The 24,665-nt window shown below is 58.7% G+C and carries 20 protein-coding genes; 5 read left to right on the top strand and 15 right to left on the bottom strand.

The features are described from left to right. Nucleotides 1–82: 82 nt before the first annotated feature. The 4 genes from DX909_RS23330 to DX909_RS23345 all read right to left on the bottom strand — a co-directional run bounded on the left by DX909_RS23330 (nt 83) and on the right by DX909_RS23345 (nt 3,285). Nucleotides 83–967 carry an NAD kinase gene (locus tag DX909_RS23330; protein ID WP_128547648.1) on the bottom strand — a complete coding sequence of 295 codons (885 nt, stop codon included), beginning with the start codon at nt 965–967 and terminating at the stop codon, nt 83–85. A gap of 70 nt (nt 968–1,037) precedes the next feature. Beyond that, entirely contained in the window at nt 1,038–1,706 is a 669-nt protein-coding gene (locus DX909_RS23335) for a CBS domain-containing protein (RefSeq protein ID WP_128547649.1), read from the bottom strand. A gap of 147 nt (nt 1,707–1,853) precedes the next feature. Then, nucleotides 1,854–2,651, bottom strand: a complete 798-nt coding sequence (locus DX909_RS23340) for an alpha/beta fold hydrolase (RefSeq protein ID WP_128547650.1) — start codon at nt 2,649–2,651, stop codon at nt 1,854–1,856. A 52-nt stretch (nt 2,652–2,703) separates the two neighbouring features. Then, nucleotides 2,704–3,285, bottom strand: a complete 582-nt coding sequence (locus tag DX909_RS23345; RefSeq protein WP_128547651.1) for an anthranilate synthase component II — start codon at nt 3,283–3,285, stop codon at nt 2,704–2,706. 102 nt (nt 3,286–3,387) lie between these two features. Here DX909_RS23345 and DX909_RS23350 point away from each other — a divergent pair, with 102 nt between their 5' ends. The 3 genes from DX909_RS23350 to DX909_RS23360 are packed head-to-tail and all read left to right on the top strand — an operon-like array spanning nt 3,388 to nt 6,471. Further along, nucleotides 3,388–4,674, top strand: coding sequence for an NAD(P)/FAD-dependent oxidoreductase (locus DX909_RS23350; protein WP_128547652.1), 1,287 nt, complete (start codon nt 3,388–3,390; stop codon nt 4,672–4,674). A gap of 50 nt (nt 4,675–4,724) precedes the next feature. Further along, nucleotides 4,725–5,531 (top strand): hypothetical protein, encoded by an 807-nt coding sequence (locus DX909_RS23355; RefSeq protein ID WP_128547653.1) that lies wholly within the window; start codon nt 4,725–4,727, stop codon nt 5,529–5,531. Between the two features lie 4 nt (nt 5,532–5,535). Next, entirely contained in the window at nt 5,536–6,471 is a 936-nt protein-coding gene (locus DX909_RS23360; RefSeq protein WP_164851379.1) for an esterase-like activity of phytase family protein, read from the top strand. A gap of 19 nt (nt 6,472–6,490) precedes the next feature. Here DX909_RS23360 and argB read toward each other — a convergent pair whose 3' ends face one another. The 8 genes from argB to clpX all read right to left on the bottom strand — a co-directional run bounded on the left by argB (nt 6,491) and on the right by clpX (nt 14,616). Then, entirely contained in the window at nt 6,491–7,285 is a 795-nt protein-coding gene (gene argB, locus DX909_RS23365) for an acetylglutamate kinase (protein WP_128547655.1), read from the bottom strand. After that, the gene (locus DX909_RS23370; protein WP_128547656.1) at nt 7,286–8,233 is read right to left on the bottom strand and encodes an N-acetylornithine carbamoyltransferase; all 948 of its coding nucleotides are present in this window, start codon (nt 8,231–8,233) and stop codon (nt 7,286–7,288) included. A gap of 38 nt (nt 8,234–8,271) precedes the next feature. Further along, a complete protein-coding gene (locus tag DX909_RS23375) occupies nt 8,272–9,399 on the bottom strand; it encodes an aspartate aminotransferase family protein (protein ID WP_128547657.1) in 1,128 nt (375 codons plus the stop codon). Nucleotides 9,400–9,527: 128 nt separating this feature from the next. Then, a complete protein-coding gene (locus tag DX909_RS23380) occupies nt 9,528–10,709 on the bottom strand; it encodes a hypothetical protein (protein WP_128547658.1) in 1,182 nt (393 codons plus the stop codon). Nucleotides 10,710–10,908: 199 nt separating this feature from the next. Next, nucleotides 10,909–11,640 (bottom strand): alpha/beta fold hydrolase, encoded by a 732-nt coding sequence (locus tag DX909_RS23385; RefSeq protein WP_128547659.1) that lies wholly within the window; start codon nt 11,638–11,640, stop codon nt 10,909–10,911. 134 nt (nt 11,641–11,774) lie between these two features. Continuing rightward, on the bottom strand, nt 11,775–12,392 hold the full coding sequence (locus tag DX909_RS23390; RefSeq protein WP_128547660.1) for a hypothetical protein: 618 nt from the start codon (nt 12,390–12,392) through the stop codon (nt 11,775–11,777). A gap of 171 nt (nt 12,393–12,563) precedes the next feature. Continuing rightward, a complete protein-coding gene (locus DX909_RS23395; protein WP_128547661.1) occupies nt 12,564–13,190 on the bottom strand; it encodes a hypothetical protein in 627 nt (208 codons plus the stop codon). A gap of 190 nt (nt 13,191–13,380) precedes the next feature. Further along, nucleotides 13,381–14,616 carry an ATP-dependent Clp protease ATP-binding subunit ClpX gene (gene clpX, locus DX909_RS23400; RefSeq protein WP_128547662.1) on the bottom strand — a complete coding sequence of 412 codons (1,236 nt, stop codon included), beginning with the start codon at nt 14,614–14,616 and terminating at the stop codon, nt 13,381–13,383. 310 nt (nt 14,617–14,926) lie between these two features. On the opposite strand from clpX, the gene DX909_RS23405 reads away from it, so the two are divergent. Then, nucleotides 14,927–21,166, top strand: a complete 6,240-nt coding sequence (locus tag DX909_RS23405) for a putative Ig domain-containing protein (RefSeq protein ID WP_128547663.1) — start codon at nt 14,927–14,929, stop codon at nt 21,164–21,166. A 72-nt stretch (nt 21,167–21,238) separates the two neighbouring features. On the opposite strand, the gene DX909_RS23410 is transcribed toward DX909_RS23405, so the two are convergent. Together DX909_RS23410 and DX909_RS23415 are read right to left on the bottom strand one after the other, a co-directional pair. Beyond that, complete coding sequence (locus tag DX909_RS23410) at nt 21,239–21,697, bottom strand: heme-binding domain-containing protein (RefSeq protein WP_128547664.1); 459 nt, start codon at nt 21,695–21,697, stop codon at nt 21,239–21,241. Between the two features lie 143 nt (nt 21,698–21,840). After that, nucleotides 21,841–22,515, bottom strand: coding sequence for a ClpP family protease (locus tag DX909_RS23415; RefSeq protein ID WP_128547665.1), 675 nt, complete (start codon nt 22,513–22,515; stop codon nt 21,841–21,843). 256 nt (nt 22,516–22,771) lie between these two features. Between DX909_RS23415 and DX909_RS23420 the strand changes: the two genes are divergently transcribed. Beyond that, nucleotides 22,772–23,173 (top strand): helix-turn-helix domain-containing protein, encoded by a 402-nt coding sequence (locus DX909_RS23420; protein WP_128547666.1) that lies wholly within the window; start codon nt 22,772–22,774, stop codon nt 23,171–23,173. Between the two features lie 60 nt (nt 23,174–23,233). Here DX909_RS23420 and tig read toward each other — a convergent pair whose 3' ends face one another. Further along, nucleotides 23,234–24,586: a trigger factor gene (gene tig / locus DX909_RS23425; protein WP_128547667.1), complete on the bottom strand. Its 1,353-nt coding sequence runs from the start codon at nt 24,584–24,586 to the stop codon at nt 23,234–23,236. Between the last annotated feature and the right edge of the window lie 79 nt (nt 24,587–24,665).

Raw genomic sequence — 24,665 nt, forward strand, 5'->3', positions numbered from 1 at the left:
GGGAGGGCCCTACCGGGCCTGCTCCCACCACTCAAACGCCTGTCCTATTCATTTTATTGAGCCACAAGGTAGTTTTGGGGCACTAATTCCGGATGTCCCAGCCCCAGTTCAGCTTGCTCCTCAGGGTATTCAGAAAATTATCGTCGCTCATCTTTACGAGCCGGGCCGGAAATTTCTCTTTCCGGACGGCCAGCCGGGTCGAAACGTCGACGGTCCGGAACCGGGAATCCACCGAAACGAGAAACGTGTTGCTGCGGCTTTCCACCTCGAACGACAGATGCGACGAATCGGGGATGACGATAGGCCGGACGTTCAGGTTGTGCGGGCTGATGGGCGTGACGATGAAGCTGGTATTGTAGGGCATCAGAAGCGGCCCGCCACAGCTCAGCGAGTAACCGGTCGAACCGGTAGCGGTGGAGATGATCAGGCCGTCGGCCCAGTAGGAGTTCAAAAATTCTCCGTTCACATAGGTATGAACCGTGATCATCGAAGAAGTTTCCGTCTTGGTGATGGTGACGTCGTTGAGCCCGAAAGGCACCCCATCGAACAGGTCCTGATCGGATTCCAGGCAGATGAGCGTCCGTTCGTCCACCCGGAAATCGCCGGTGTTCAGGGCCTGAAGGAGTTTTGAAAACGACTGGGGGGTTTCCGGGGAAATGGTCGTCAGAAAACCGACCCGGCCGATGTTGATGCCGACGATCGGAATCAGGCGCGGCCCTACGTGCGTCAGGGCTTCGAGCAGGGTTCCGTCACCGCCCAGACTAAAGGCAAAATCGGCGTCGAAAAGATCCCGATAAGAGGAGTAGGTTTGCCGGCTGTGGTGACTGATGCCGGATGAATCCAGATAGGAGCGATAGCCTTCGGAGAGCTGAATTTCGAACTGACCCCGGGCCAGTTCATCGAACATCGATTGAATAAAGGGCTTTACCTGGTCTGAGAAGTTACGTCCGTGGATGGCAATTTTCATAAATTGTCGTTAGTCGGGACTACAAAGATGGGTAATTCCGATTGACTAACCACCATGGCCGATGCAATCACTACGTGTCGAGATAGCGTAACAGAAGATCCAGGCGTTCCTGGTCGACGCTTTCGATGGGGGTATTGGCGAAGGCGGCCTCAATGGAATAGCCGAACCGTTCGAGGGTGGCGACCACGGCCGTGATGTCCTTGCGATTGAGCTTGAGGGTCAGACGGGATTTGTCGGGCATCCCGTAAGCGGCTCCGGAGAAGTAACTGCTGATGATCCGAACGTTGTTCGATTCGACCAGACGACTGATCTCGGCCATGGAATAATCCCGCTCGTTGATGGCCAGGATCAGGATGGCTCCGCCTTCCTGAACGCCCAGCAATTGAGCAAACTGCTTGAGCAGTTCCCCGGAGGAAACCGTTCCGATGAATTCACGCCCTTCACTGACGACGGCCAGTACCTGCAGGCGGTGTTCGACGATCAGACTCAGCAATTCATACAGGTGCTGGTTTTCGTACACGTACAGGTGCTCGAACAGCCGCATCACCTCGCTCAGCTGCTGGGTGTCGTTCGGAACGTCGAGCAGCAGATCTTCGTTGACGACTCCCTTGTATTCTCCCTGATCGACAATCACCAGCTGTCCGACGCGGTGTTCCTGCATCCAGTCAAGCGCCTGCCCGACGGTGTCCGTCGGTTTCAGGGCCGGTATCATCGGATCTATGAGTTCTGAGGCAAGCATCGTCGTCGAGTAGTTTACGCCCTGCGTGAGTAGTTGGTCAACCCATGCGGTCGATACGGGATACGAATTCCGAAGCGACTATATGCGAGAAAACTAAGAAAATTCCGATAGAGTTTCAAAAACTTTCCGGAAAAAATCTTAACCTCCTCAGGCCACCGTCAGGTCACTCTTTCTGCTGGTTTCGCCCAGGGGCTGTTTCTGAAGCCAGCCGCTCAGCAGCCGGTTGAAACGCTCGGGATGCTCCATCATGGGAGCGTGACAGCATTTATCAACAAAGTGCAATTCGGAGTTGACGATCAGCCGATTAAACTCATGAGCTACTTCGGGCGGAGTGATCGTATCGTTCAGGCCCCAGATCAATAAGGTCGGCACCGTAATGTTATGTAACTCCCGGGCGACATTGTTCCGCTGGGCCGATTTGGCAATCGCAACGATCCGCATGCACTTGGGAATGCTGTTCGTGATCTCGAACACTTCATCGATGAGTTCCTTCGTAGCCACTTTGGGGTCGTAGAAGGTATAGGAAACCCGCTCGGCGATGTAATCATAGCTTCCTCGCTTGGGATAAGAGCCACCCATCGAGTTTTCGAACAGGCCGGAGCTGCCCGTCAGGACCAGCCGCCGTACTTCGTCCGGATGCTTGAGCGTGTACAGCAGGGCCACGTGACCGCCGAGGGAATTGCCCAGGAGCGTCAGGTTACTCAACTTTTTGAAAGCGATGAAATCCTCAATAAAACGAACCAACCCTTCCAGCCCGGCTTCCCGGATAGGCATGTCATAAATCGGCATGACCGGAATCACCACCCGATACCGGTCGGCAAACCCGCTAATGACCCCGTCCCAATTGCTCAGGGCACCGAACAATCCATGAAGAAGCAGTAATATGTCGCCTTCCCCTTCGTCGACGTAGCGGAAGTCTCCTTCCTCTCGAATACGGTAGTTCATAGCGGTCTTGGTTTTGTCTTAGAAATATTGGAAAAATACAATCAATTAGCTCTTATTTGCTGGATTTCACAAAGGTAATCCAATTTTTCAATAATGCTAATCCATATTGGGTCAAAGCCGCTTCGGGGTGAAACTGCACCCCCCACAGGGGTAAAACACGATGACGGAACATCATGTTTTCCGGTTCGGCCGGTTCGGTCTCGGCCAGGGGGATCAGGTCAGGCGGAAGGTCGGAAAGAATCCAGGAATGATACCGGGTCACTTCGAAACGGTCCGGGATCTGCTGAAGGAGCAGGTCGTCCCGCAGTTTTCGGACTACGGACAGCTTGCCGTGCATGGGACGGACGGCTTTCTCCAGCCGGGCTCCGAAAAACTGACCGAGCGCCTGATGGCCGAGGCAGACGCCCAGCATGGGTACGATCCGGTGGTAGTGTTCGATGATGGGCAGCAGGCAGCCGGCCTGGTCGGGCGTCCCCGGCCCCGGCGAGAGCACCACCCCATCGTACCTCCCGGCCGTGATCCGGTCGACCGGCACGGTATTCCGGACCACTTCGCAGTCCGCCCCGGCCTGGCGGAGGTAATCCACCAGCATATAGGTAAAGGAATCGACGTTATCGAGAACCAGTAACTTCATGGTATTCAACGGCAGGGACGAAATCCGGCCCCCTGAAAAAATCAAAAGTAATCATCCTGTTCCAGAACTCTTATTTTTGCAGAAACCCGAACGATTCATCCTATGCAATCCACTCCATCCGTGGTGATTATCGGAGCCGGCATGGCCGGCCTGACCTGCGCCGTTTACCTGAAACAGGCCGGTATTCAGGCCACCCTGCTGGAAGCATCCGACGGCGTCGGCGGCCGCGTTCGGACCGACCTCGTCGACGGCTTCCGGCTCGACCGTGGTTTCCAGATCCTTCTGACGGCGTATCCCGAAACCCGGCGGCTGCTGAATTATGATGCGCTCCGGCTGCAATCCTTCCGGTCGGGGGCGCTCATTCACCAGCCGGCGGCCGGCAGACCCGAATCGGACTGGACGGCCTTCATCAACCCGCTTCAGGAACCGACCTCCCTGTTCCGCACACTGGCGTCCACGGCCGCCACCTTCAGCGATAAACTGCGCGTAGTCGAACTGATCCGGTACGTAGACGGTCTTTCTACGGAAGAGCTCTTTCAGCAGCGACCCGTGGATACGGCGACGTTTCTCGAAGATTTCGGGTTTTCAGACCGCTTCATCGACCAGTTTTTCCGGCCCTTTTTCGGGGGTGTTTTTTTGGAGGATGAACTCAGAACGTCGGGCAATTTCTTTCAGTTCTGTTTCAAAAACTTTTACTCCGGCCCCGCTGCGGTCCCGGCCGCGGGCATGGAAGCCATTCCCCGGCAACTGGCCGAACGGCTCGATTCGCGCCAGATCCGGCTCAGCACGTCCGTCCGGCAGGTGCGCGACGGGGAGGTTATGCTGAAGAACGGGGAAACGCTCCGGCCCGACTTCATCGTGCTGGCGGTCGATGCCTCGGCCGTCGACGCCCTGCTGCATCAGAACCGTCCCACCCGCCGGTTCAACAACACCACCTGCACCTATTTTGCCGCCGACACGCCACCCCGGCCCCAGTCCGGCGGACGGGCGGTTTCGAAATCAGACAAGCTGCTGATCCTGAATCCAAACCGGCAGTCGGCCGTCCATAATCTGGCCGTCATGACCGACGTCGCTCCATCCTATGCGCCCGACGGACAATCGCTGATCTCGGTCAGCACCCAGGAACTGGAAGTCGTCAACCCGCCGGCGCTGGCGGAGCGGATCCGGAAAGAACTGGCCGGCTGGTTCGGGGAGGGGGTGCAGCGGTGGCGGTGGCTCAAAACCTACCACCTGCCCGAAGCGTTGCCGGCCTTCGACCCCGGCAGCCCGTTTGCTCCCCTGAAACTGAGCCAAACCCTGTTTCAGTGCGGGGACCAGACGGCGTACCCCTCTCTGAATGCGGCTATGCAAACCGGTCGTCTTGTTGCCGAAATGATTCAAAAATCCTGACCCCGCTGCGGGCCTTTCAGGAATACCACCTTTTCTTTTGTTTGCAGGTCATGCGTCTGACGGTTCGTATTGCGTTATTCCTTCTGATCCCTCCGCTGGCCTTTTATTCCGTCTTTCCTCAGGTATTTCGCTGCCAGACCATACGGTTCTCGGATGATTTCCGGAAAGTCGGCGCCCGGCTCTGGGTCGATCAGGGCGCGAACGCCGGCCAGCGCGACCGGCTCCGGAACGAAATCGATCAGGCCAGCCGGCGGTTGGAAACCCTCTGGCAGGATTCCCTTCGCGGCAATGCGGAGTTTATTTATTGCCTGTCACCCGCCCAGTATGAGCGGTACTGTCCCGGCACTGAAGGAGCCGGCTGCAGCATCGGAACGCCCTGGGGAGATTCCTGGATCGTGGTCAACCCGTTTGGCCGGAACCCGGATGTGCTGGCCCACGAAATGTGCCATAACGAACTCTTCACCCGTCTGGGCTGGCTGACTACCCAGCGGCAGATTCCGCAGTGGTTCAACGAGGGGCTGGCCCTGATGGTCGATTACCGCTTTGCCGCCGACACCGACAGCCTGCATCGGTACGAAGAATTTCGCGATCAGTGGGAGTATCATACCCGCGGCCGGCAGTTCGTGCTGGAACTGGAAGAAATCGAATCCCTGCGCGGTTTTTTTGAAGGCGGCCCCAGCCGCGTGGTTCTCTCCTATTCGACTGCCGGCATGGAAGTCTCGCGCTGGCTGGCGACGGTCGGCCGTCAGGGGCTGGCCGAATTGGTGAAAGGATTGGACAATGGCGAAAATTTTGAAGAGCTTTACCGCACTATCGAGTCCCGTGCCAAAAAGCGGCCCCGTCTGCCGACCCTCTGATCCCATGACGTTCCGGTTTCTTCCGTTTCTGCTCCTGGCTCTGTCCCCGCCGACGTCCGGCCAGGCCATTACCTTTTCTTTTCGGGACTTCATTACCCTGCCCCGAAGCCGGAACCTGCACGGCATTTCAGGCATGGAATACATCGCTTCCCGGAAGGAATGGCTGCTGGCCGGCGACCGCGGTGCGCTTCACCGGTATAGCGACCTCGACCGGCTTTCCGACTGGGCCTGCCGCCCCGACTCCGTCGCCCCCACCGGCCTTTTTCTCGAAGCGATCCGGTATGATCCCGTTGCGGACACGCATTATTTTGCCGTCGAGAATGACCGGGAATCGTTTGTGGGCTTTCGGAGAGGAGGGCTTCCCCGGCCGGGTGAAGGATTCGAACGACTGCCTCTGCCCCACCCCATGCCGGACCCGTCGACCAACAAGGGCATCGAAGCCCTGGCCCTGACCGACCGGTATCTCTGGGTAGCCCCGGAAGCCGGGTCGCAGGAGGAAGCCCGGCCGGACCGTACGGAAATTCACTTTTACCGGTACCGAAAGACGGACGCAGGACTGACCCTCGACGGAGAATTCGCCTATGAAATCGACCGGAACGTCTGTGCCAACGAAGCCCTCGGCGGCATTTCGGAGATCATCGCCGTGCCGGGCGACGAAACCCGGCTGCTGGTGCTGGAGCGGTGCTATCAGCGTCCGACCGTTACCGTCCGGCTGTATGAGGTGACCATAGACGAGGCCGCCCGCCGGCTGGTCAAGAGGAAGGACCGGCCCGCCTTCGATTTCAATGTTCCTGGATTCCGGCCCGACAACCTGGAAGGCATGGCCTGGGGTGAGGACGAGAACGGCCGAAAAATCCTGTATCTGGTTTCGGACGACAACCTCGGCAAAAGTCAGTGGACCCAGATCATCCAGCTTGAAATGCAGCCCGCAACCCCTTAACGCCCCAACCCCTAAACTCCTAAACCCCCAAACTCAACCCCGTTCCCACGCCCGGTTTCCCTTCGAGCGCTTCGCCGAGCTGGTCGGCGTGGCAGATGATTACCTTCTTCACCCCTTTGTTAAGGGCATCGAAGGCGTTGTCGAGTTTGGGAATCATCCCCTTGCTGATAACGCCGGAGGATTTGTATTCCGCGTAGGATTCGGGAGTTAACTGGGAGATGACGCTCTCGTCGTCGGCAGGGTCGGAAAGGACGCCTTTCTTTTCGAAGCAGTAGACCAGGGTCACTGCGTTTCGCCGTCCCAGGTCGACGGCGATGGCCGAGGCCATGGTGTCCGCGTTGGTATTCAGAAGACTGCCTTCCCGGCTGTAGGTCAACGGGGCAAAAACCGGGGTCAGGTTCTGACGGATAAAGTACTGGATCTGACCGGAGTTGACTTCCTCGATGTCGCCCACGTACCCGTAGTCGATGGTACCGACCGCCCGCTTCTTCGAGCGTACGGTATCGGCATCGGCTCCGGTCAGGCCGATGGCGTCGGTTCCCAGCGACTGGAGCCGGGCCACGATCTGCTTATTGACCAGACCGCCGTAGACCATCGTCACCACGTCGAGCATCGGCTGGTCGGTGATCCGGCGGCCCTCGACCATCGTGGTCTGAACGCCGAGCTTTTCCGCCACCTGCGTGGCTACCTTCCCGCCCCCGTGGATCAGAATCTTTCGGCTATTCAGCCTTGAAAAACCCGTCAGGAAGCGGGTGAGGGCCTCGGGATTATCGATGACGTTTCCGCCGATCTTTATAACAGTAAGGCTGTTCATTCAAATGGCTTTCAGAATCTCTTTCAGAACGGCCTGGGCAGACCATTCGCGGTTGGCCGCTTCCTCGACGACGAGCGACCGGGGGCTGTCGAGCACCTCGTCCGTCACCTTCATGTTCCGGCGAACGGGCAGGCAGTGCATGAACTTGCCGTTGTCGGTCAGCCGCATTTTCTCCATCGTCACCATCCAGGAGGGGTCCTGCGTCAGCACCTGCCCATACTGGCGGTAGGAGGACCAGTTTTTTCCGTAGATGAAATCGGCTCCCTCGAAGGCTTCGTTCTGGTTGTGGGTCACGCGGGCGCTGCCGACAAATTCGGGAGCCAGTTCATACCCTTCCGGGTGCGTAACGACCAGCTCGACATCGCGGTGGTTCATCCATTCACAGAACGAATTGGCGACGGCCTGGGGCAGCGGTTTGAAATGGGGAAGCCAGGTCAGCACGATCTTCGGCCGTTTCCTGACCCGAAACTCTTCGATCGTGATGCAGTCGGCGAGCGACTGGAGGGGGTGCCGGGTCGCTGATTCGAGGTTGACGATCGGTACTCCGGCGTATTTTTTGAACTGGTTCAGCACCTGTTCGCTGTAGTCTTTTTCCCGGTCTTTCAGTTCGGCGAAGGCCCGGATGCCGATCACGTCGCAATACCGCCCGATGACGGCTGCCGCTTCCCGGACGTGTTCGGCCTTGTCGGCGTTCATCACGATGCCTTCTTCCATTTCAAGGCCCCAGCTATCCTGCCCGACGTTCATGACCATCACGTTCATACCCAGGTTCTGGGCGGCTTTCTGCGTGCTCAGCCGGGTCCTCAGGCTCGAATTGAAAAAGATCAGGCCGATGGTTTTGTTCCGGCCCAGCGCCTGGTCGGCGAAGGGGTCATGTTTGGCATTCAGGCCTTCCTGAATAAGAGCGTCGAGATCGGTAACGTCGTTGAAAGATAGGAAGTTGGTCATGGGTAGTACGGCAGCGGCACCAGTGAACGCAGAAAAGGTTAAGAAACCACTTTAACTTCTTTTTCCAGGGCTTCCAGGAAGGTGTCGGCCTCCTCGGTACCGAGGGCCAGCGACGGCAGAAGACGGATGGTATTTTTGCCGGCTACGCCCGTAAAGATCCGATGGTCGAACAGCAGCGTGTTCCGCAGCGTTTCCACCGGAAACTCGTACTCGATGCCGATCATCAGCCCCCGGCCGCGCAGGTCTTTGAAGCCGCCGATCTGCCGGATGCCGTCCATCAGGTAGTCGCCCAGCCGGGCGGCATTCTCCACCAGCCCTTCCTCCTTCATGATGTCGAGTACGGCGATGCCGGCCGTGCAGGCCAGGTGATTCCCGCCGAAGGTCGTTCCCAGCATCCCGTGGGTGGCTTTGAATTTTGGAGCAATCAGCACCCCGCCGATCGGGAAGCCGTTGCCCATTCCCTTCGCCATCGTGATCAGGTCGGGAGTGATTCCGCTGTACTGATGGGAGAAAAACTGGCCGGTCCGGCCATATCCGCACTGTACGCCGTCCAGAATCAATACCGCCCCGGTCTGGTCGCAGCGCCGGCGCAGGGCCCGGAGAAAGGCATCCGTCGCGACCTGAATCCCGCCGACGCCCTGAATCCCTTCGATGATGACCGCGCAGGTGTCGCCCGTAATCCCGGCCTCCGCGGCTTCGATGTCGTTGAAGGGAAGAAAGGTAACATGATCGTTCGGGTTGACCGGGGCCACGATGGACGGGTTGTCCGTAGCGGCAACGGCGCCGGCCGTGCGGCCGTGAAACGACTTGCGGAAGGCCACCACTTTTTTCCGGCCGTTATGAAAAGAGGCCAGTTTCAGGGCGTTCTCGTTGGCTTCCGCCCCCGAGTTGCACAGGAACAGGGAAAAATCCGGATAACCGGACAGCGCCCCCAGCTTTTCCGACAGTTCTTCCTGCTGCGGAATCCGGACGGAGTTGGAATAGAAGGAAATCCGGTTCAATTGCTCGGTCAACGCCCTGACATAGCGCGGATGGGTATGCCCAACAGAGATTACCGCGTGGCCGCCGTACAGATCCAGGTAACGGTCGCCCTTCGAGTCCCACAGGTAGCTGCCCAGCGCCCGTACCGGCTCGATGTCATAAAGGGGATATACGTTGAAAAGCATCGATTGAACTGATTATGATTTCTGAATAATCCTGCAATTTTACGCAATCTGACGATAAAACTCCGCTAAAAATGTAAAAAGCAGTCCGATGGGGACTGCTTTCGCGGAAAGACTTGCCTTACGGCCGGCTATAAACGTCCGCCCGGACGCCCGCCCGCTTTCAGCACGACCACCTGCTCGGCCAGAAAAGGCGGCAGGAACAGGTCGGCCGATTCATGGAAACACCGGAACAGGTCGGCGATGAAGTGCAGCCGGTCGGGCAGGTCGGCCCAGTCCACGGCCCCGCTGCCCAGCAGGCTGTCGGGCGTGGGGTCGATGTGACCGAGCAGGGTTCGCAGGTCGGCATTATAGAGTTCGCGGAGCGAAACCGGGAAACCGGCCGTCAGGTCCTGCCCCAGCGGCAGACGGATGTCGTTGGGCATCGCCATCGTCATCAGGTGCTCCGTGACGATCAGCCGGATCTGCTGCCTGACCACCGAAACCAGCGTTTGGAGGGCCCGGTCCAGCAGTGACGTTTTTCCCAGCATTTCCAGCAGCAGCAGCCGCGCCTGCGACTGCCAGCGGTCGTTCGGAAAAAGAAGGCTGAGCAGGCGGGTTTTCAACTCGTTGGGGTGAATCATGGCAATATCCAGGGCCTCGGCGATTTCGGGCTGAAGCCGGGTCTGCTCGTGGTAACCGATCTCCAGGTTGGCCAGTAGCCGCAGTTCGGCCTGTTTCTTCCGGTCGGTTTCGAACAGCGACTGGTAATACCGGGTGAAAGCCTGCCGCAGGTACTGCTGACCGGCCGGCGGTTCTCCCGGCCGCAGGTCGCGGCAGAAAGCTTTCAGGTTCGCTTCGTCGTAGGCGGTGTCGCTCAGGCACGACATGATGAAGCGGGCGAACTCCCACCCGATTTCCTCGAACACTTTTTTATTGCCCCGGGCAATGGCCGCGCCGGTCCGTTCGACGGCCGCAGCGGTCAGGCTGTGCCAGAGGGTTTTCCGGATGGTTTCCGCGCTCAGCGGGGTTCCGAGCTGCGTGGCCAGGGCCACCACTTCCCGGAAGGCCATTTCCATCTCCGGCTGAACGCCCAGCAGGGCCTCCAGCGACCGGGTCAGGTCCTCCTTTCGGATGCTCTGGCCGGCCTGCTTCGAGGCCCAGGTGGCGAAAGTACACCAGTTGGCACCGGCTCCGGTGCGCTCGACGAAAGCGGCCGACAACTCGTGGTAGCACTGCGTAATCTGCAGGTTGCGCACCACCGGGTCCGTCACCGCGGCAATCCGTTCGACGGCGGCCGGGGTCGGAATCTTCCGCTGGGGCTTTATGGGCATCGTTTCCGTTTTTTCAGGCATCGTATTCAATTCCGTACAGAGGGAGACATCATTTCACGGAAATGAAGGTACATGAACGAAAACAGAAAAAACCGGATCATTTATTATCCGGTTTTTTCGTAACCCACTATTTTTTAAATGGTTGAAATTCGGACCTTCCGAACCGGGCAATCTGTACGGACCGGGTGAAAGCAGGAACTTACAGACTGCTCAGGAAATCCCGAATGACCTTCCGGGTTTCCTCCGGCTGCTCGATCATTCCCAGATGACCCACCTTTTCCAGGACCTGCGTGCGGGCCTGCGGGGCCGCCGAGAACAACGCCCGGCTTTTTTCCGGAGGAATGATTTTATCCTCCCCTCCGGCCACGATCAGCACCGGAAAGGCGGCCTTTTTCAGCACCTCCGTCCGGTCCGGGCGGGCGGCCATGGCCTTCACCCCCGACGCCAGGGCTTCTGCCGGCAATCCGGAATACCGCGCCACCAGCCGGTCGACCTCCTCGGGATGTTCGCGGGAATACGAATCGCCGAACATTTTGGGAACGGTTTCGCCGATGAAGGGAGCCGCCCCCCGGGTTTCCAGCGTTTCGACGGCTTTCCGGCGCCCCTCCCGGCGGCTTTCGTCATCGGCAAAGGCCGTGGAACTGAAAAGGATCAGCCCCCTGACCCGTTCCGGATGGCTCTCAGCCAAAGCCAGGGCGATGTAGCCGCCCATGGAGTGGCCGATCAGGACGCAGGCTTCGGCACCGATGGTTTGAAGCCGGCCGTACAGGTCCCCGGCGTAGGCCTCGATGGTCCGGTAATCGGTGTGTTCGGAAAAATCCGGTTTGAGCACCGTGTACTCGCCCTTCAGATCCTCATACAGAGCGTTCCAGACGGCAGAATCGACGCCGTGGCCGTGAATCAGGACGACGACAGGGGGTTGGCTGTTCATGGGTAAGCTGGCTTTGAAATGGTTCTGGTTAGACGACCGGAGGGGCCGGAAACAATTCGGCGCAGCCGCCGGTCCGGAAGGACGACAACTGCGCCGGAAAAAACCGGCTTTGGAAACCGGTTCGGGAAATAGCCTTATGAATTGGAGAGCACGTCGACCAGGATCAGGACCACGCCCGCAATCAGCAGCAGAACGCCCAGCAGACCGAGGACACCCCCGAACAGCAGCGCGAACAGCAGACCGACCACGCCGAGGATGATACCGGCACGCAGGGTACGGCTCATCGCCTTGGCCTCTTCAGGAGCCAGCGAATTTTTAATTTTCTTGTCGATCTTCTTGAGCATCATCCGCTCAACCAGATTCATTTTGCGGGGAGCCGCCGTTTTTTCCGGAGAGGCAGCCGCTTTGGTGCCGGCTTCAGCGAGCAGACTCTGAACGCGGGCAATGCGTTTTTCGAGCTTCTTGTTGCCTGCCAATTGGTTATCGTTCCGGACAAGGGCCTCCTGCAGTTGCTTTTCAGCGGATTTGAATGCTGCTGCGGCCGTCATGGGAGTGACCTGTTCAGCGGGAGTCTGCGCCGGCGTCTCGGCAACCGCTACCGCCGGTGCTTCCGCCGGAACGGCAGGAACTTCCTTCTGGGAAGTGAACCGCTCGACGGGCATCTTCTGGTAGGTTGCGTAAGGACGGCTACAGGCACTGAATAAAGCCGAAGTCAGCAGTGAGTACACTGCAAGTTTGGAAAGTGTTCTCATGAAATTTGGGAAGAGGTTTGATGAAACATTTGTATTCGTTGTAACACGGGGGCAAAAAAGCATAATCCGAATCATCCTACCAAAACTTATCTCCCGTTTTTTGTGAAAAAACCGGGAGATAAGCATGATTTTTTATTAACCGATCGGATTTCCCGTGTGAAGGAACGATGGTTATTCGATCAGCAGACCGAGCAAAACCAGGGCGACGCCCACGATGAGCAAAATGATACCGATGGTATCGACGGCCGGGATGAATACGAATACCAGACCGATCAGGGCGACCAGCGCACCAATTTTGGTAAGCCCCCCGACGGCCTTGGCCGCATCCGGCGCCAGCGTCTTCTGGATCTTTTTATCGATCTTCTTCACCATCATCCGTTCCACCAGGTTCATCTTGTGCTTGGTGGTCTGGACGGCGCCGGCCGGTTTTTTGGCGGCTTCGGCCAGCAGGCTCTGGATATGGGCAACCCGCTTGCTCAGTTTGCGGTTGCCGGCCAGTTTGTTGTCGTTGCGGGCCACGGCTTCATCGAGCGTCCGGCTCAGGACCGTCAGATCGGCCGGTTTGACCGTCAGGGAGGTCAGGTCGGAGGGGGCCGGGGCTGCGGGAGAAATCGGGGCGGCTTCCACTACTGCGTTTTCTGAAACGGTCAGTTGGGCAGGCGGGGTTGCGGGGGTCTCCTGCCGGGAAGTGAAGCGTTCTACGGGCATTTTCTGATACGTCGCATACGGACGGCTGCAGGCACCGAAGACGGAAATGGCCATCAGTGCATAGAACACGTTTCTGGAAAATGTTTTCATACGGAATGAAGTATTATGTAGGAACTGGGATGAAGAAGCATGAAACATGCTTCGTAGGCAAGAACCACACACCGGTAAATTTGTTATAAAAAGCTCCGAACCGGGAAAACAGATCGGCCTGCTTCCCTTCGAATACCCGGTTCGGGTTCGAAGGAAAACAGGCCGATCTGTTTTTACTTCAGGTACGGTGTCAGGCGGCCGAGCGCAGCACGTGCATGGAGGATTTGCCGAATTTCTCGCGGGCATAATCCACCGTGATGGTCAGTTCGGTAACGTCCTGAGAAGAAGGCAGTTCATACATGGCGTCGGTGATGATGGACTCGCAGATGGACCGCAGGCCCCGGGCGCCGAGGTTGTAGACGATCGCCTGATCGACCACGTAATCCAGGGCCGACTGATCCCAGTGCAGCTGAATGTTCTCCATGGCAAACAGTTTGGCGTACTGCTTGGTGATGGCGTTTTTGGGTTCGGTCAGGATTCGGCGCAGGGCTTCGGGGCTGAGCGGCTCCAGATAGGTCAGCACGGGCAGACGGCCGATCAGTTCCGGTATCAGGCCGAACGATTTCAGGTCCTGAGCCGACACGTGCCGCATCAGGTGAGCGCGGTCCACGGTGTCGTTCAGCCGGCGGTCGCCGGAAAAGCCGATGGGCCGGGCGTTGACGCGCTTGGCGATGTGGCGGTCGATGCCGTCGAAGGCCCCACCGCAGATAAACAGGATATTTTCGGTATTGAGGGCAATCATCCGCTGGTCGGGGTGCTTGCGGCCTCCCTGGGGCGGCACATTGACGACCGACCCTTCGAGCAGCTTGAGCATCGCCTGCTGCACGCCTTCCCCGCTGACGTCGCGGGTGATGGAGGGGTTGTCCGACTTCCGGGCGATCTTATCGATTTCGTCGATGTAGACGATCCCGCGTTCGGCGGCCTCCACATTGTAGTCGGCGGACTGCAAAAGCCGGGTCAGGATGGTTTCGACGTCTTCCCCGACATAACCGGCTTCGGTGATGACCGTGGCGTCGGCAATACAGAAAGGGACCTGGAGAATCTTGGCGATGGTCCGGGCGAGGTAGGTTTTTCCGGTTCCGGTATCGCCCACCATAATAATGTTCGACTTTTCAATCTGTACGTCGTCGTGGGTGGGGGGCTGCATGAGCCGCTTGTAATGGTTATAGACGGCGACCGTCATTACCTTTTTGGCCTCGTCCTGGCCGATTACGTACTGATCGAGGTACCGCTTCATCTCCATCGGCTTGATGAGATTGAACTTGGGCTGATCCTCCGGATTCGACCGTTTGGGCCGGGTTTCTTCCAGGACGACCTGATGTCCCTGTTCAATGCAGTAGTTGCAGATGTGGGCGTCGATGCCCGACAGCAGGAGCATCACCTCATTTTTCCGCCGGCCGCAGAACGAACAGCTAACTTGTGGCATAAATGGTTATCTTCTAACGATGTAGCAGGAAAAGTTAATGAAATCCGGCGTGAATCGGTACATTTGCAGTTTACTCACCGACTTCCAATTGCACCCTGGGTGCTTAAACACTCAAATGAAACTTTCACAAATGTATCAAAATTTCTTCTTGAGCCCGCCGGGCCCCGGAGAAATTCCTCACAACCCCCTGCCTGTCAGTTCAATAACTTTTCCGGAAACAGAATCCCTATCCCTCCAACGGAGTTACCTGAGTTTGGCTTGTTTTTTGCTTTGTCTGGTAATTAACATACCACTCTAAGTTTCTCAACGTATGCGAGCAGTTTTACTTGCCCTTTTTTGGGGCACGGTGGCCTCTTTGTGCCTTGCCGAGGCTCCGGACAAGTCAGTCCCAACAACAAAGCCCCTGGTTGCCCCTCCTACGCCGGTCCAGCTGACGCTGACGCCCCGGAAAGCCTTTACACCGACCACCCGTAAAGGGTACTGGAACATCGACGTTGTCGACGATTTCACGCTCCCGGCCACCAAAACGCTCACTTTCAGCGGTGCCGGCCGAAATCTGCACGTGCAGGACGACTGGTCGCGGCTCTTCAAACGCGGCTTTTCGGCCATCGACAAGTCGCGCATGGTTCCTGACGAATTCCGCGGTCCCGCCTATCCCAAACCGGCCGGGTGGAAAAGCCGTCTGACGCAGGAACAGCGGACGTGGGTCGTCTACGCCGGTTATTTTACCGGATCACCCTTCAACATCCAGTGGGCCGTCAACAGCGACCTCGCCGACCAGACCTACTACCGGCGCACCGACGGCAACCCGAGCAGCATCTACCAGGCCATGTCCGAGTTTTCGGGCTCCTGTAACTACTTCGGCGACTGCGCCCCCGGCAAGTCCCTGTCTACCTACGGCCACATCTTCCTGGACGTGGAGAACGACGGGATCAGCGACGCCAAAAAACAGGAGCAGGCCAACCTGTACGTCTATACCATCAAGCTGCTGAAAGAGTTTTCCAGCCCGACGACGGACATCGGCTGGATCAACCCTATTCCGCGGAACGGTTTCGGGTACTCCCGCTCCAAAGACTGGACCTACCCCGCCACCTGGCTCTGGAACATGCCCGTCCAGCACACCGCCACCTCACGCGAACGCGGCATGCCCGACGACATCGTTGGAAAATCCTATTCCGACATTATCGACATCCAGATGCCGGGCTGTTATTTCTACTACCCCGATTTCGATTATACCATCGATCACAAGGGCGACGAAACCCGTCACTGGCTGGCCGGCGTCCTGCATGAGCAGGAGATCAACATGAAACTGTCGCCCAAGAAGCGGGTAGCCTGGCAGTGGCTGTTCAACAGTATCAACGGAACCATCAACAACAGCGGCAAGTCGATGCACCCCGCCCCCCCGATGGTGGCCGAAGGGACGGCGATCTTCTACTGGTTCACCGGCGCCTACGGGGCCGTTCTCTGGGACGACTGGAAAGACCTGAAACCCGACCAGCCGACCCCGACCGACCCGCGGGCGCAGGGGATCGCCAACGATCGGGTCTATGCCTGCTACGAACATTATATCCACGGTCTGTGGCGCCTGTTCAAGCACCACGGCGATATGTTCGATAACAAGGAAACCTACCTGAACGATCAGACGGAATGCTCGTATGACGGCGGTAAGACCTGGAATCGCTACAACGCCAACCAACTGAAGACCCGCGGCCTGCCCTTCGCCCGGGCCATCGTCAACCGGGATCAGATTCTGATTGCCGCCACGATGCCCTACGCCAAACCGGGGCAGATCACAAACTTCAAACTCCGCTACCGGGAAAACGGCTACCTCTTCTATACCGACATCCAGCTAAACGGTGACGAAATCATGCTGGGCCGCGCCACGATGCCCGTCGCCACCGGTCCGGACAACGACATGCCGATTCCGTTCAACCTGCCGAACGTCAGCGGGATGGTCAATCAGCCTTTCCATCTGGTGATGCCCACCTTCAGCGATCCGGAAAACCAGCCCCTGACCTATAGCTTCAGCGGTAACGTGCCGGGCCTGACCTTCAATCCGGCCACACGGGTGCTGAGCGGAACGCCGACCTCGACCGGCTCCTATACGCTGACCTATACCGGAACGGACCCCTACGGTGAAAACGGCTCCTCACCCCTGAAGGTGACGATCTACTCGACCCCGCCCCCCAACACGACCGGCGGCTTCGACGGTCATATCGACATCGCCGACTGTTCGCTGGGTTTCAAAGGCTGGGTCTGGAACCGTCTGACACCCAACGATGCGGTGGTGGTCGACATTCTGGATAACAAGAAACTGGTGGCTTCGGCCATCGTGTCCGACTACCGTGAAGACCTCAAGGCCCTCGGGAACGGAAAACACGGCTTCCTGTTCCCGATTCCGGATTTCCTGCGGGATAACCTGACGCACACGATTACGGCGAAGGTGCAGGGGACCGACTGGTATCTGAAAAGCGGTCCGAAATATTTCAAGTGCGCTCCTTCGACCGCTCCGACCCCCAACACTCCGCCGGTAGCCCCGACGGTGGCTGCCGCCAGCGGTCAGGTGACGAAGGCGTTCTCGCTCGTGCTTCCGCCGTTCACCGACGCCCAGAACCACGCCCTGACCTATGCAGTGACGGGTTCGGTGCCGGGCCTGAATTTCAACCCTTCGACGCGCACGCTGAGCGGTACGCCGACTCAGGCCGGCTCCTACACGCTGACCTATACCGCCACCGATACGCAGGGCGCTTCCAACTCCACGAGCGTGGAGATTTCGGTCGCGGCTGCACCGCCGAACGGCATTCCCGTCCCCCCGACGGTGTCTCCCCTGTCGGCGACGGCCACGGTGTCCTTCACGACGACCCTGCCGGTTTTCACCGATCCGGACGGTCATTCGATGACCTATAGCCTGACGGGGTCGGTGCCGGGCCTGACGTTCAATGCCGCCACCCGCGTGCTGAGCGGTGCGCCGACGCAGGAAGGGACTTACACGCTGACTTATAAGGCGACGGACAGCCAGAACGGCGTCGGCCAGGTCGACATCGAGGTGACCGTGGCGCAGGCTCCGCCGAATACCGAACCGCAGGCTCCGACCGTGTCCCCGCTGTCGGCCACGGCGACGGTAGCCTTTACGACGACTCTCCCGGTATTCACCGATGCGGAGGGTCAGCCGATGACCTATGCGGTGACGGGTTCGGTGCCGGGCCTGAGCTTCAACGCTTCGACCCGCGTCCTGAGCGGCACGCCGACCCAGGAAGGCTCTTATACGCTGACCTACAAGGCCACGGACAACCAGAACGGCGTCGGCTCGGTCGATATCGAAGTTACCGTAGCTGCGGCTCCGCCCAACGATCCGCCGGTGGCCCCGACGGTGGCCTCACAGACCGCCACGGTCGGCCAGTCTTTCACCACAACCCTGCCGGTATTTACCGACCCTCAGAACCAGACGCTGACCTACGCGGTGACGGGTTCGGTGCCGGGCCTGAACTTCAATGCCTCGACCCGCGTCCTGAGCGGTACGCCTACCACGGCCGGTTCCTACACGCTGACCTATACCGCCACCGATCCCCGGGGTGCCTCGGCCTCCGCTTCGGTTGAGGTGACGGTTTCGGAACCCAAGCCCAACGAGGCTCCTGTAGCTCCGGTTCTGACGGCCGCCGGCGGTCAGGTGAACAAAGCATTTACGCTGGTATTGCCGGTATTTACCGATCCGGAGGGCCAGGCCCTGACCTACAGCCTGACCGGTTCCGTTCCGGGGCTGACCTTCAACCGGAGTACGCGGACGCTGGGTGGTACGCCCACGACCCCCGGTGCTTATTCGCTGACCTATTCGGCCACCGACAACCAGAACGCCACGACCTCAGCCGCCCTTTCGGTCACGATTGCTCCGGCATCGACCGTCAGCGCCATCTTCGACGGTCACTTCGATAAGGCGACCTGCGAAAACCTCGGCGGCTGGGTATGGGATAAAAACCAGCCGAATGCGGCCCTGATCGTCGAAATCATGGAGAACGGCAAAGTCGTCACCACGGCGGTGGCCGGCACCTACCGGTCTGACCTTGCCCTGATGGGCAACGGTCAGCACGGCTGGCTGATCCCGACGCCCAGTATTCTGAAAGACAATGCCATCCATACGCTGAGCGTCCGGGTGCAGGGAACGACCTGGAACCTGAAAAGCGGCCCGCGCTCGATCAACTGCGTGCCGGATGTGAACACGCCGAACACCCCGCCGGCCCCGCCCACGGTGTCTCCGCTGTCGGCCATGGCGACGGTTTCCTTCTCGACCACCCTGCCCGTCTTTACCGACGCCGAAAATCAGGCGCTGACGTACGCGGTGACGGGTTCGGTGCCGGGTCTGAGCTTCAACAGCGCCACCCGGGCGCTGAGCGGTGCGCCGACCCAGGAAGGTTCCTACTCACTGACGTACACGGCCACCGACACCAGAGGAGCCTCCGGTTCGGTAACGGTTCAGATGACGGTCGCTCCGGCTCCGCCGAACACCAATCCGGCCGCCCCGACCGTGGCCGATGCCAACGGCCAGGTCGGTAAGAGCTTCTCGCTCGTGCTGCCGGCCTTTACCGATGCCGAAAACCAACCGCTGACCTACAGCCTCAACGGTTCGGTGCCGGGCCTGAACTTCAATGCTTCGACCCGCACCCTGAGCGGTACGCCCACCACGGCCGGTTCCTACACGCTGACCTACGGCGCAGCCGATAATCAGGGCGGTACCGGCTCGACCACCTTTGGGGTGACGATTGCCCCACCGGCGCCGAATGTTGCGCCGACCGCACCGACGGTAGCTCCGCTCTCGGCTACGGCCACGGTCGCCTATACGACTACCCTGCCGGTCTTTACCGATCCGGAAGGCCAGACCATGACCTACGCGGTGACGGGTTCGGTGCCGGGTCTGAGCTTCAATACTTCAAACCGCGTCCTGAGTGGTACGCCCACCACCGCCGGTTCCTATACGCTGACCTATACCGCCACGGACAGTCAGAACGGTAGTACTTCGACGCCGGTGGAAGTGACGGTTGCTCCGGCTCCGCCCAACAGCCCGCCGGTCGCTCCGACGGTCGCGTCGGCCTCCGGGCAAGTAGGAAAAGGGTTCTCGCTCGTGCTGCCGGCTTTCACCGATGCTCCGGGCCAGACGCTGACTTACAGCCTGACGGGTTCGGTGCCGGGCCTGAGCTTCAACAGTTCGACGCGCACCCTGAGCGGTACCCCGACCCAGGAAGGGGCCTTTACCCTGTCCTATTCGGCCAAAGACCCCGAAAACGCATCGGCTTCGGCCAGCTTCACCGTAACGATTACGGGCGCCCCGACGGTGACCGGCAACTTCGACGGTTACCTCGATCAGGCGAACTGCAGCACGCTGGCCGGATGGGCCGCCGACAAAAACAAGCCGACCCTGCCGATGATCGTCGAGATCGTGGAAGGCTCAACCGTGGTAGGAACGCTGGTAGCTTCCGATTACCGGGGCGCGCTGGCCTCCATCGGGGGTGGTTTCCACGGATTTACGGTGCCGCTGCCGGAACTGCTCCGGGATGGCAAGCCGCATAACATTACGGCCCGCATCCAGGGCTCGGCCTTCACGCTGAAAGGCGGTTTGAAAACGGTCAACTGTCCGGCACCGAACACAGGAACGGTCAATCCGGGCGGAACCAACCCGCCGGTGGCCGTCACGCTGCCGGCCGCCCGCGGGCAGGTGGGCCAGCCCTTTGCCCTGCTTCTGCCGGCGTTCCGGGATGCCGACAACCAGCCGCTGACTTATACCCTCGGCGGTGCGGTTCCGGGCGTGAGTTTCAACGGCTCGATCCGTACCCTCAGCGGCACGCCGACCCAGACCGGAACGTTTACCCTGAACTATACGGCCACCGACCCGACGAACCAGTCGGCCTCGGCCACGCTGACCGTGACGATCGCTCCCGCGCCGGTGACGGCCATCAGCACCTACGACGGGCACTTCGACAAGGCGGATTGCAGCGTGGTCAACGGCTGGGTGTGGGACAGCAAGCAGCCCAACACGGCCCTGAACGTCGAGATTCTGGACGGCAGCAATTACATCTCTACGGTAGTGGCCGGTAGTTACCGCGGTGACCTGGCAACGAAAGGAAACGGCCAGCACGCCTTCTCGGTGCCGCTGCCGGCGCAGCTGAAAGACGGCAAACCGCACGTGATCAACCTTCGGGTCGAGGGCACCATCTTCTATCTGAAAGCCGGTTCGATCATTATCAACTGTGCCTCTTCCGCCCGGATGTCGGCCGCGGCAACGCCTTCCGCCGAATCGACGGAACTCGAAACCCGGATCTCGGCCTGGCCGAACCCGACCACCGGACGGGTGACCGTCAGCTTCCGCCTTCCGGCGCAGCAGACCGCCCGGCTGAGCGTTGCCGACCTGATGGGCCGGCCGGTGGTCGAACGGAACGTGGTCGGTACGGGCCAGACGCAGGAAGAAACCCTCGAAATCGGTCAGAGTACCAACGGGGTACATTTCATCCTACTGAAGACCGAATCCGGCACGGTGGGCAGCAAGATCCTGCTGAACCGCTGACCGGAACGGTAATCCACAAAAAAAGCCCTTGCCGATGCAGGGGCTTTTTTGTTGGTGGTTATGGGAAACGGCTTAGTTCATCTGGGCCAGGCGTTTCCGTTCGGCTTTCACCCACTCGATCAGTTCGGTTTTCTGGGCTTCCGACAGTTTGGCATCCTGGTGAACCAGGGTATAGGCCGGCATCGGCATGTGGCCCTCCTCCACTTCTTCGGCGATTTCCTCCAGCTTATGGTCTTTCCGCTTCTTGTCGTAGGTAGAAAACTCGGAAAAGTTCAGTTCTTCCTTCCCCTCCTCGATGTGATTGGCCAGCCATAATCCCACCGGGTTGACGTTCGAATACCAGGGGTAATCCGTATGGTTGGAGTGACAGTTGTAACAGGCGGTTTTCAGGGTCGTCATTACCGGCTGGGATACCTGGACGCTGTGGGTCAGGTCCTGCGGAGTGTCGGCCTGTCCGTTGTTTTTTTCAGGTCGGATGAACTGGATGACTACCAGAACTACCAAAAGGCCAATCAGGATTTTTCGCTTCATTGATTTAGATTAGTTAAACATACGGGGGCCTAAAAATAAAGAAGTTACGGCAACTCCTGCAAAGCCGTCCCGGTTTCCACCGAAAATAAAAAAACGGGACCCCTCGCGGAGTCCCGTTTTCTGAACCGACTGTGGGCGGTTTCTTATTTTTCCCGACGCAGTACTTCGTCGATCAGACCGTATTCCTTGGCTTCTTCGGCCCGGAACCACTTGTCGCGGTCGGAGTCCTTCTCGATCTGCTCGGCAGTCTGGCCGGTATGGTTGGCGATGATGGCATACAGCTCGTCCCGCAGCTTCACGATCTCACGGGCGGTGATTTCGATATCCACGGACTGGCCCTGAGCACCCCCCGACGGCTGGTGAATCATGACGCGGGCGTGGGGCAGCGCGGAACGCTTGCCGGCGGCTCCGCCCGTCAGCAGAACGGCACCCATCGATGCGGCCAGGCTGGTGCAGACCGTAGCGACGTCGGGCCGGACATACTGCATCGTATCATAGATTCCCAGACCGGCATAGACCGACCCGCCCGGGCTGTTGATGTACATGAGAATGTCTTTCTTGGGATCGGCCGACTCCAGGAAGAGCAATTGCGCAACGATGATGTTGGCGATATTGTCGTCGACGCCCATGCCGAGGAAGATGATCCGGTCGGCCATCAGCCGGGAGAACACGTCGACTTCCCGGAAGTTCATCGGACGCTCTTCAATCACGGCGCGGGTCATGTTTTCGACGGTGTGGTTGACATATCCATCGACGGTCAATCCGTTCAGGCCCATGTGCCGAACGGCAAACTGGCGGAATTCGTTTCCTAGATTCATACAGGTTTTCTATTTCTGTTTAGCGCAACGAAAATACAAACAGCTTGGTTCAGGACGAAATGGTTGTCATTTTTCGGAATCGGCGGAAGTTTCGGACCTGGATCGTTAGAAAACCGAATCCCGACGCTTACCGTCTACTGAAAACTCATTTGAAACCAACCGGCCGTCTGCCTTTGTTCTGGTACAAAAATGAGCAACCGGCGGTTTTTTTGTAGTCGGTCCGGCTTGGGATATTGTCGAAATTACTTGAGAAGACATGAATATAGGCGCACAAATCCGCATCCTGCGACAGCAGAAGGGCTATTCCCAGGAAAATATGGCCGAAATGCTGGGACTTTCCACCACGGCCTACGGCGACATCGAGCGGGGTAAAACCGACCTGACCATCGCCCGGCTCCAGCAGATCGCCACCGCACTCGGCACCACCCCGGCCCAGCTGCTGTCGGGAGAACCCGCCCAGTCGCCGGAGCTTTACCCGGCGGAGGTCGTTCATCAGGTCGAAACGCTCCAACTGGAACGGGAGAAGCAGGAACTGGAGCTGGACAAACTGCGGCTGGAAGTGGAATACTGGAAGCGGAAAGCCGAGGACCTCGCGCTGGTCAGCGTCGTCAGGGCGCTGGTTCCTCCCGAGGATCGCCCCCGCATCGGTTTCAAGTAAGGATGCAAAAAAAGCCCTCCGAAGTGCTTCCGGAGGGCTAAAGTATGCATTCTGGTCCGATCAGGCCTGACGGGCACTGACGAGTTCCTTGAATTCGTCGACGGTGACGGGCCGGGGTTCGGTCGATACCTTCGATTTGATCAGTTCGATGACCTGATCGTCGAAGACGCGATTGTACATTTTCATGTAGTTTTCGCCTTTCTCGTCCATCAGATACTGCTGGGCGATGCGGTCGACGCTCTGCGCCATCTGCTCGTTGTCGCCGTAGAAACCGAACTGCTCGCGCACGAGGCCCCGGGTCACGTCCAGGACGGCTTCGTACGAAACGTTGATTTCGTTCTGCTCGGCCACCTTGTTCTTGATCAGCTGGAGCTTCACCGACCGGGCGAAGGCGTCGTATTGCTGCTCTACCTCTTCTTCCAAAATCTTGCCTTCGTTGGTAGTCAGGAGCCAGTCTTTCAGGAAAGCGTCGGGAAGCTGGATGCCGATGTTTTCCAGCAGGGTCTGTTCGATGTCGAGCCGTTGCAGGGAGCCGGCTTCGCGGGCGTAGTTGCCTTTGATGATTTCCAGCACTTTCTCACGGAACTGCTCTTCATTATCGACGGAGCCGTTGCCCAGGACCTTATCGAAAAATTCCTGGCCCATGACGGCCGGTGCGGTGCGGGTCACATCGTCGACGTTGAACTGGAACTCGCCTTCCAGGGTTTCGGCTTCCTCTTTCTTGAGGCCGGTCGCCAGGGCGCGGGCCTTGTCGTCGGCAAAAGCCTTGCGGATGTCGAAGGTAACGACATCGCCTTTTTTGAGTCCGATAAACTTCGGCAGTTCTTCGGCTGCGATCTGTTTGGTCGGGAGGGCGGTTTTGGTTTCGAACGGTTCGCCTTCCTCCCCGAGTTTCTTCAGTTCACCATAGATCATGTCGCCTTCGGCCGACTCCTCGACGTGGGCGTGGCCGCTGAACTGGTTCTGAAGGTTCTCGATGGTTTCGTTCAGTTCCTTTTCACCGGCTTCGATCTCGTAGACCGGGATGGCCGGCAGTTTTTCGAAATCCACCTCGAAGTCGGAAGCCAGACCGAGCTGGTAGTTGAATTCGAAATCGCTCTGATTGTCCCAGTCGATGCCGGCGGCCTGTTCCCGGTCGGGCATGGGGTCACCGACGACCTGGAGTTTGTTTTCGCGGATGTAGTTATTGACCGTCTTTTTGAGGAGCTCGTTGATCTCGTCCACCATGATGCTCTTTCCATACATTTTCTGGATCAGAGACGCAGGAACTTTGCCCGGGCGGAACCCTTTCAGACTGACCCGACGACCGTAATCTTTCAGCTTCTTATCGACTTCGGACTGGTAATCGTTCTTCGTGAGTCTGATTTTCAGCGAAGCATTGGTGTCGGTCGATTTTTCTAATGCAATTTCCACAAGTTCAAATTGTTATATGACAGATTTGCCGAATGATCGAACAGAAGAACCAGGCCGGCCCGCGAAGCCCATTCAATCA

This window comes from Larkinella soli (genome assembly GCF_003703975.1).
Lineage (GTDB): Bacteria > Bacteroidota > Bacteroidia > Cytophagales > Spirosomataceae > Larkinella > Larkinella soli.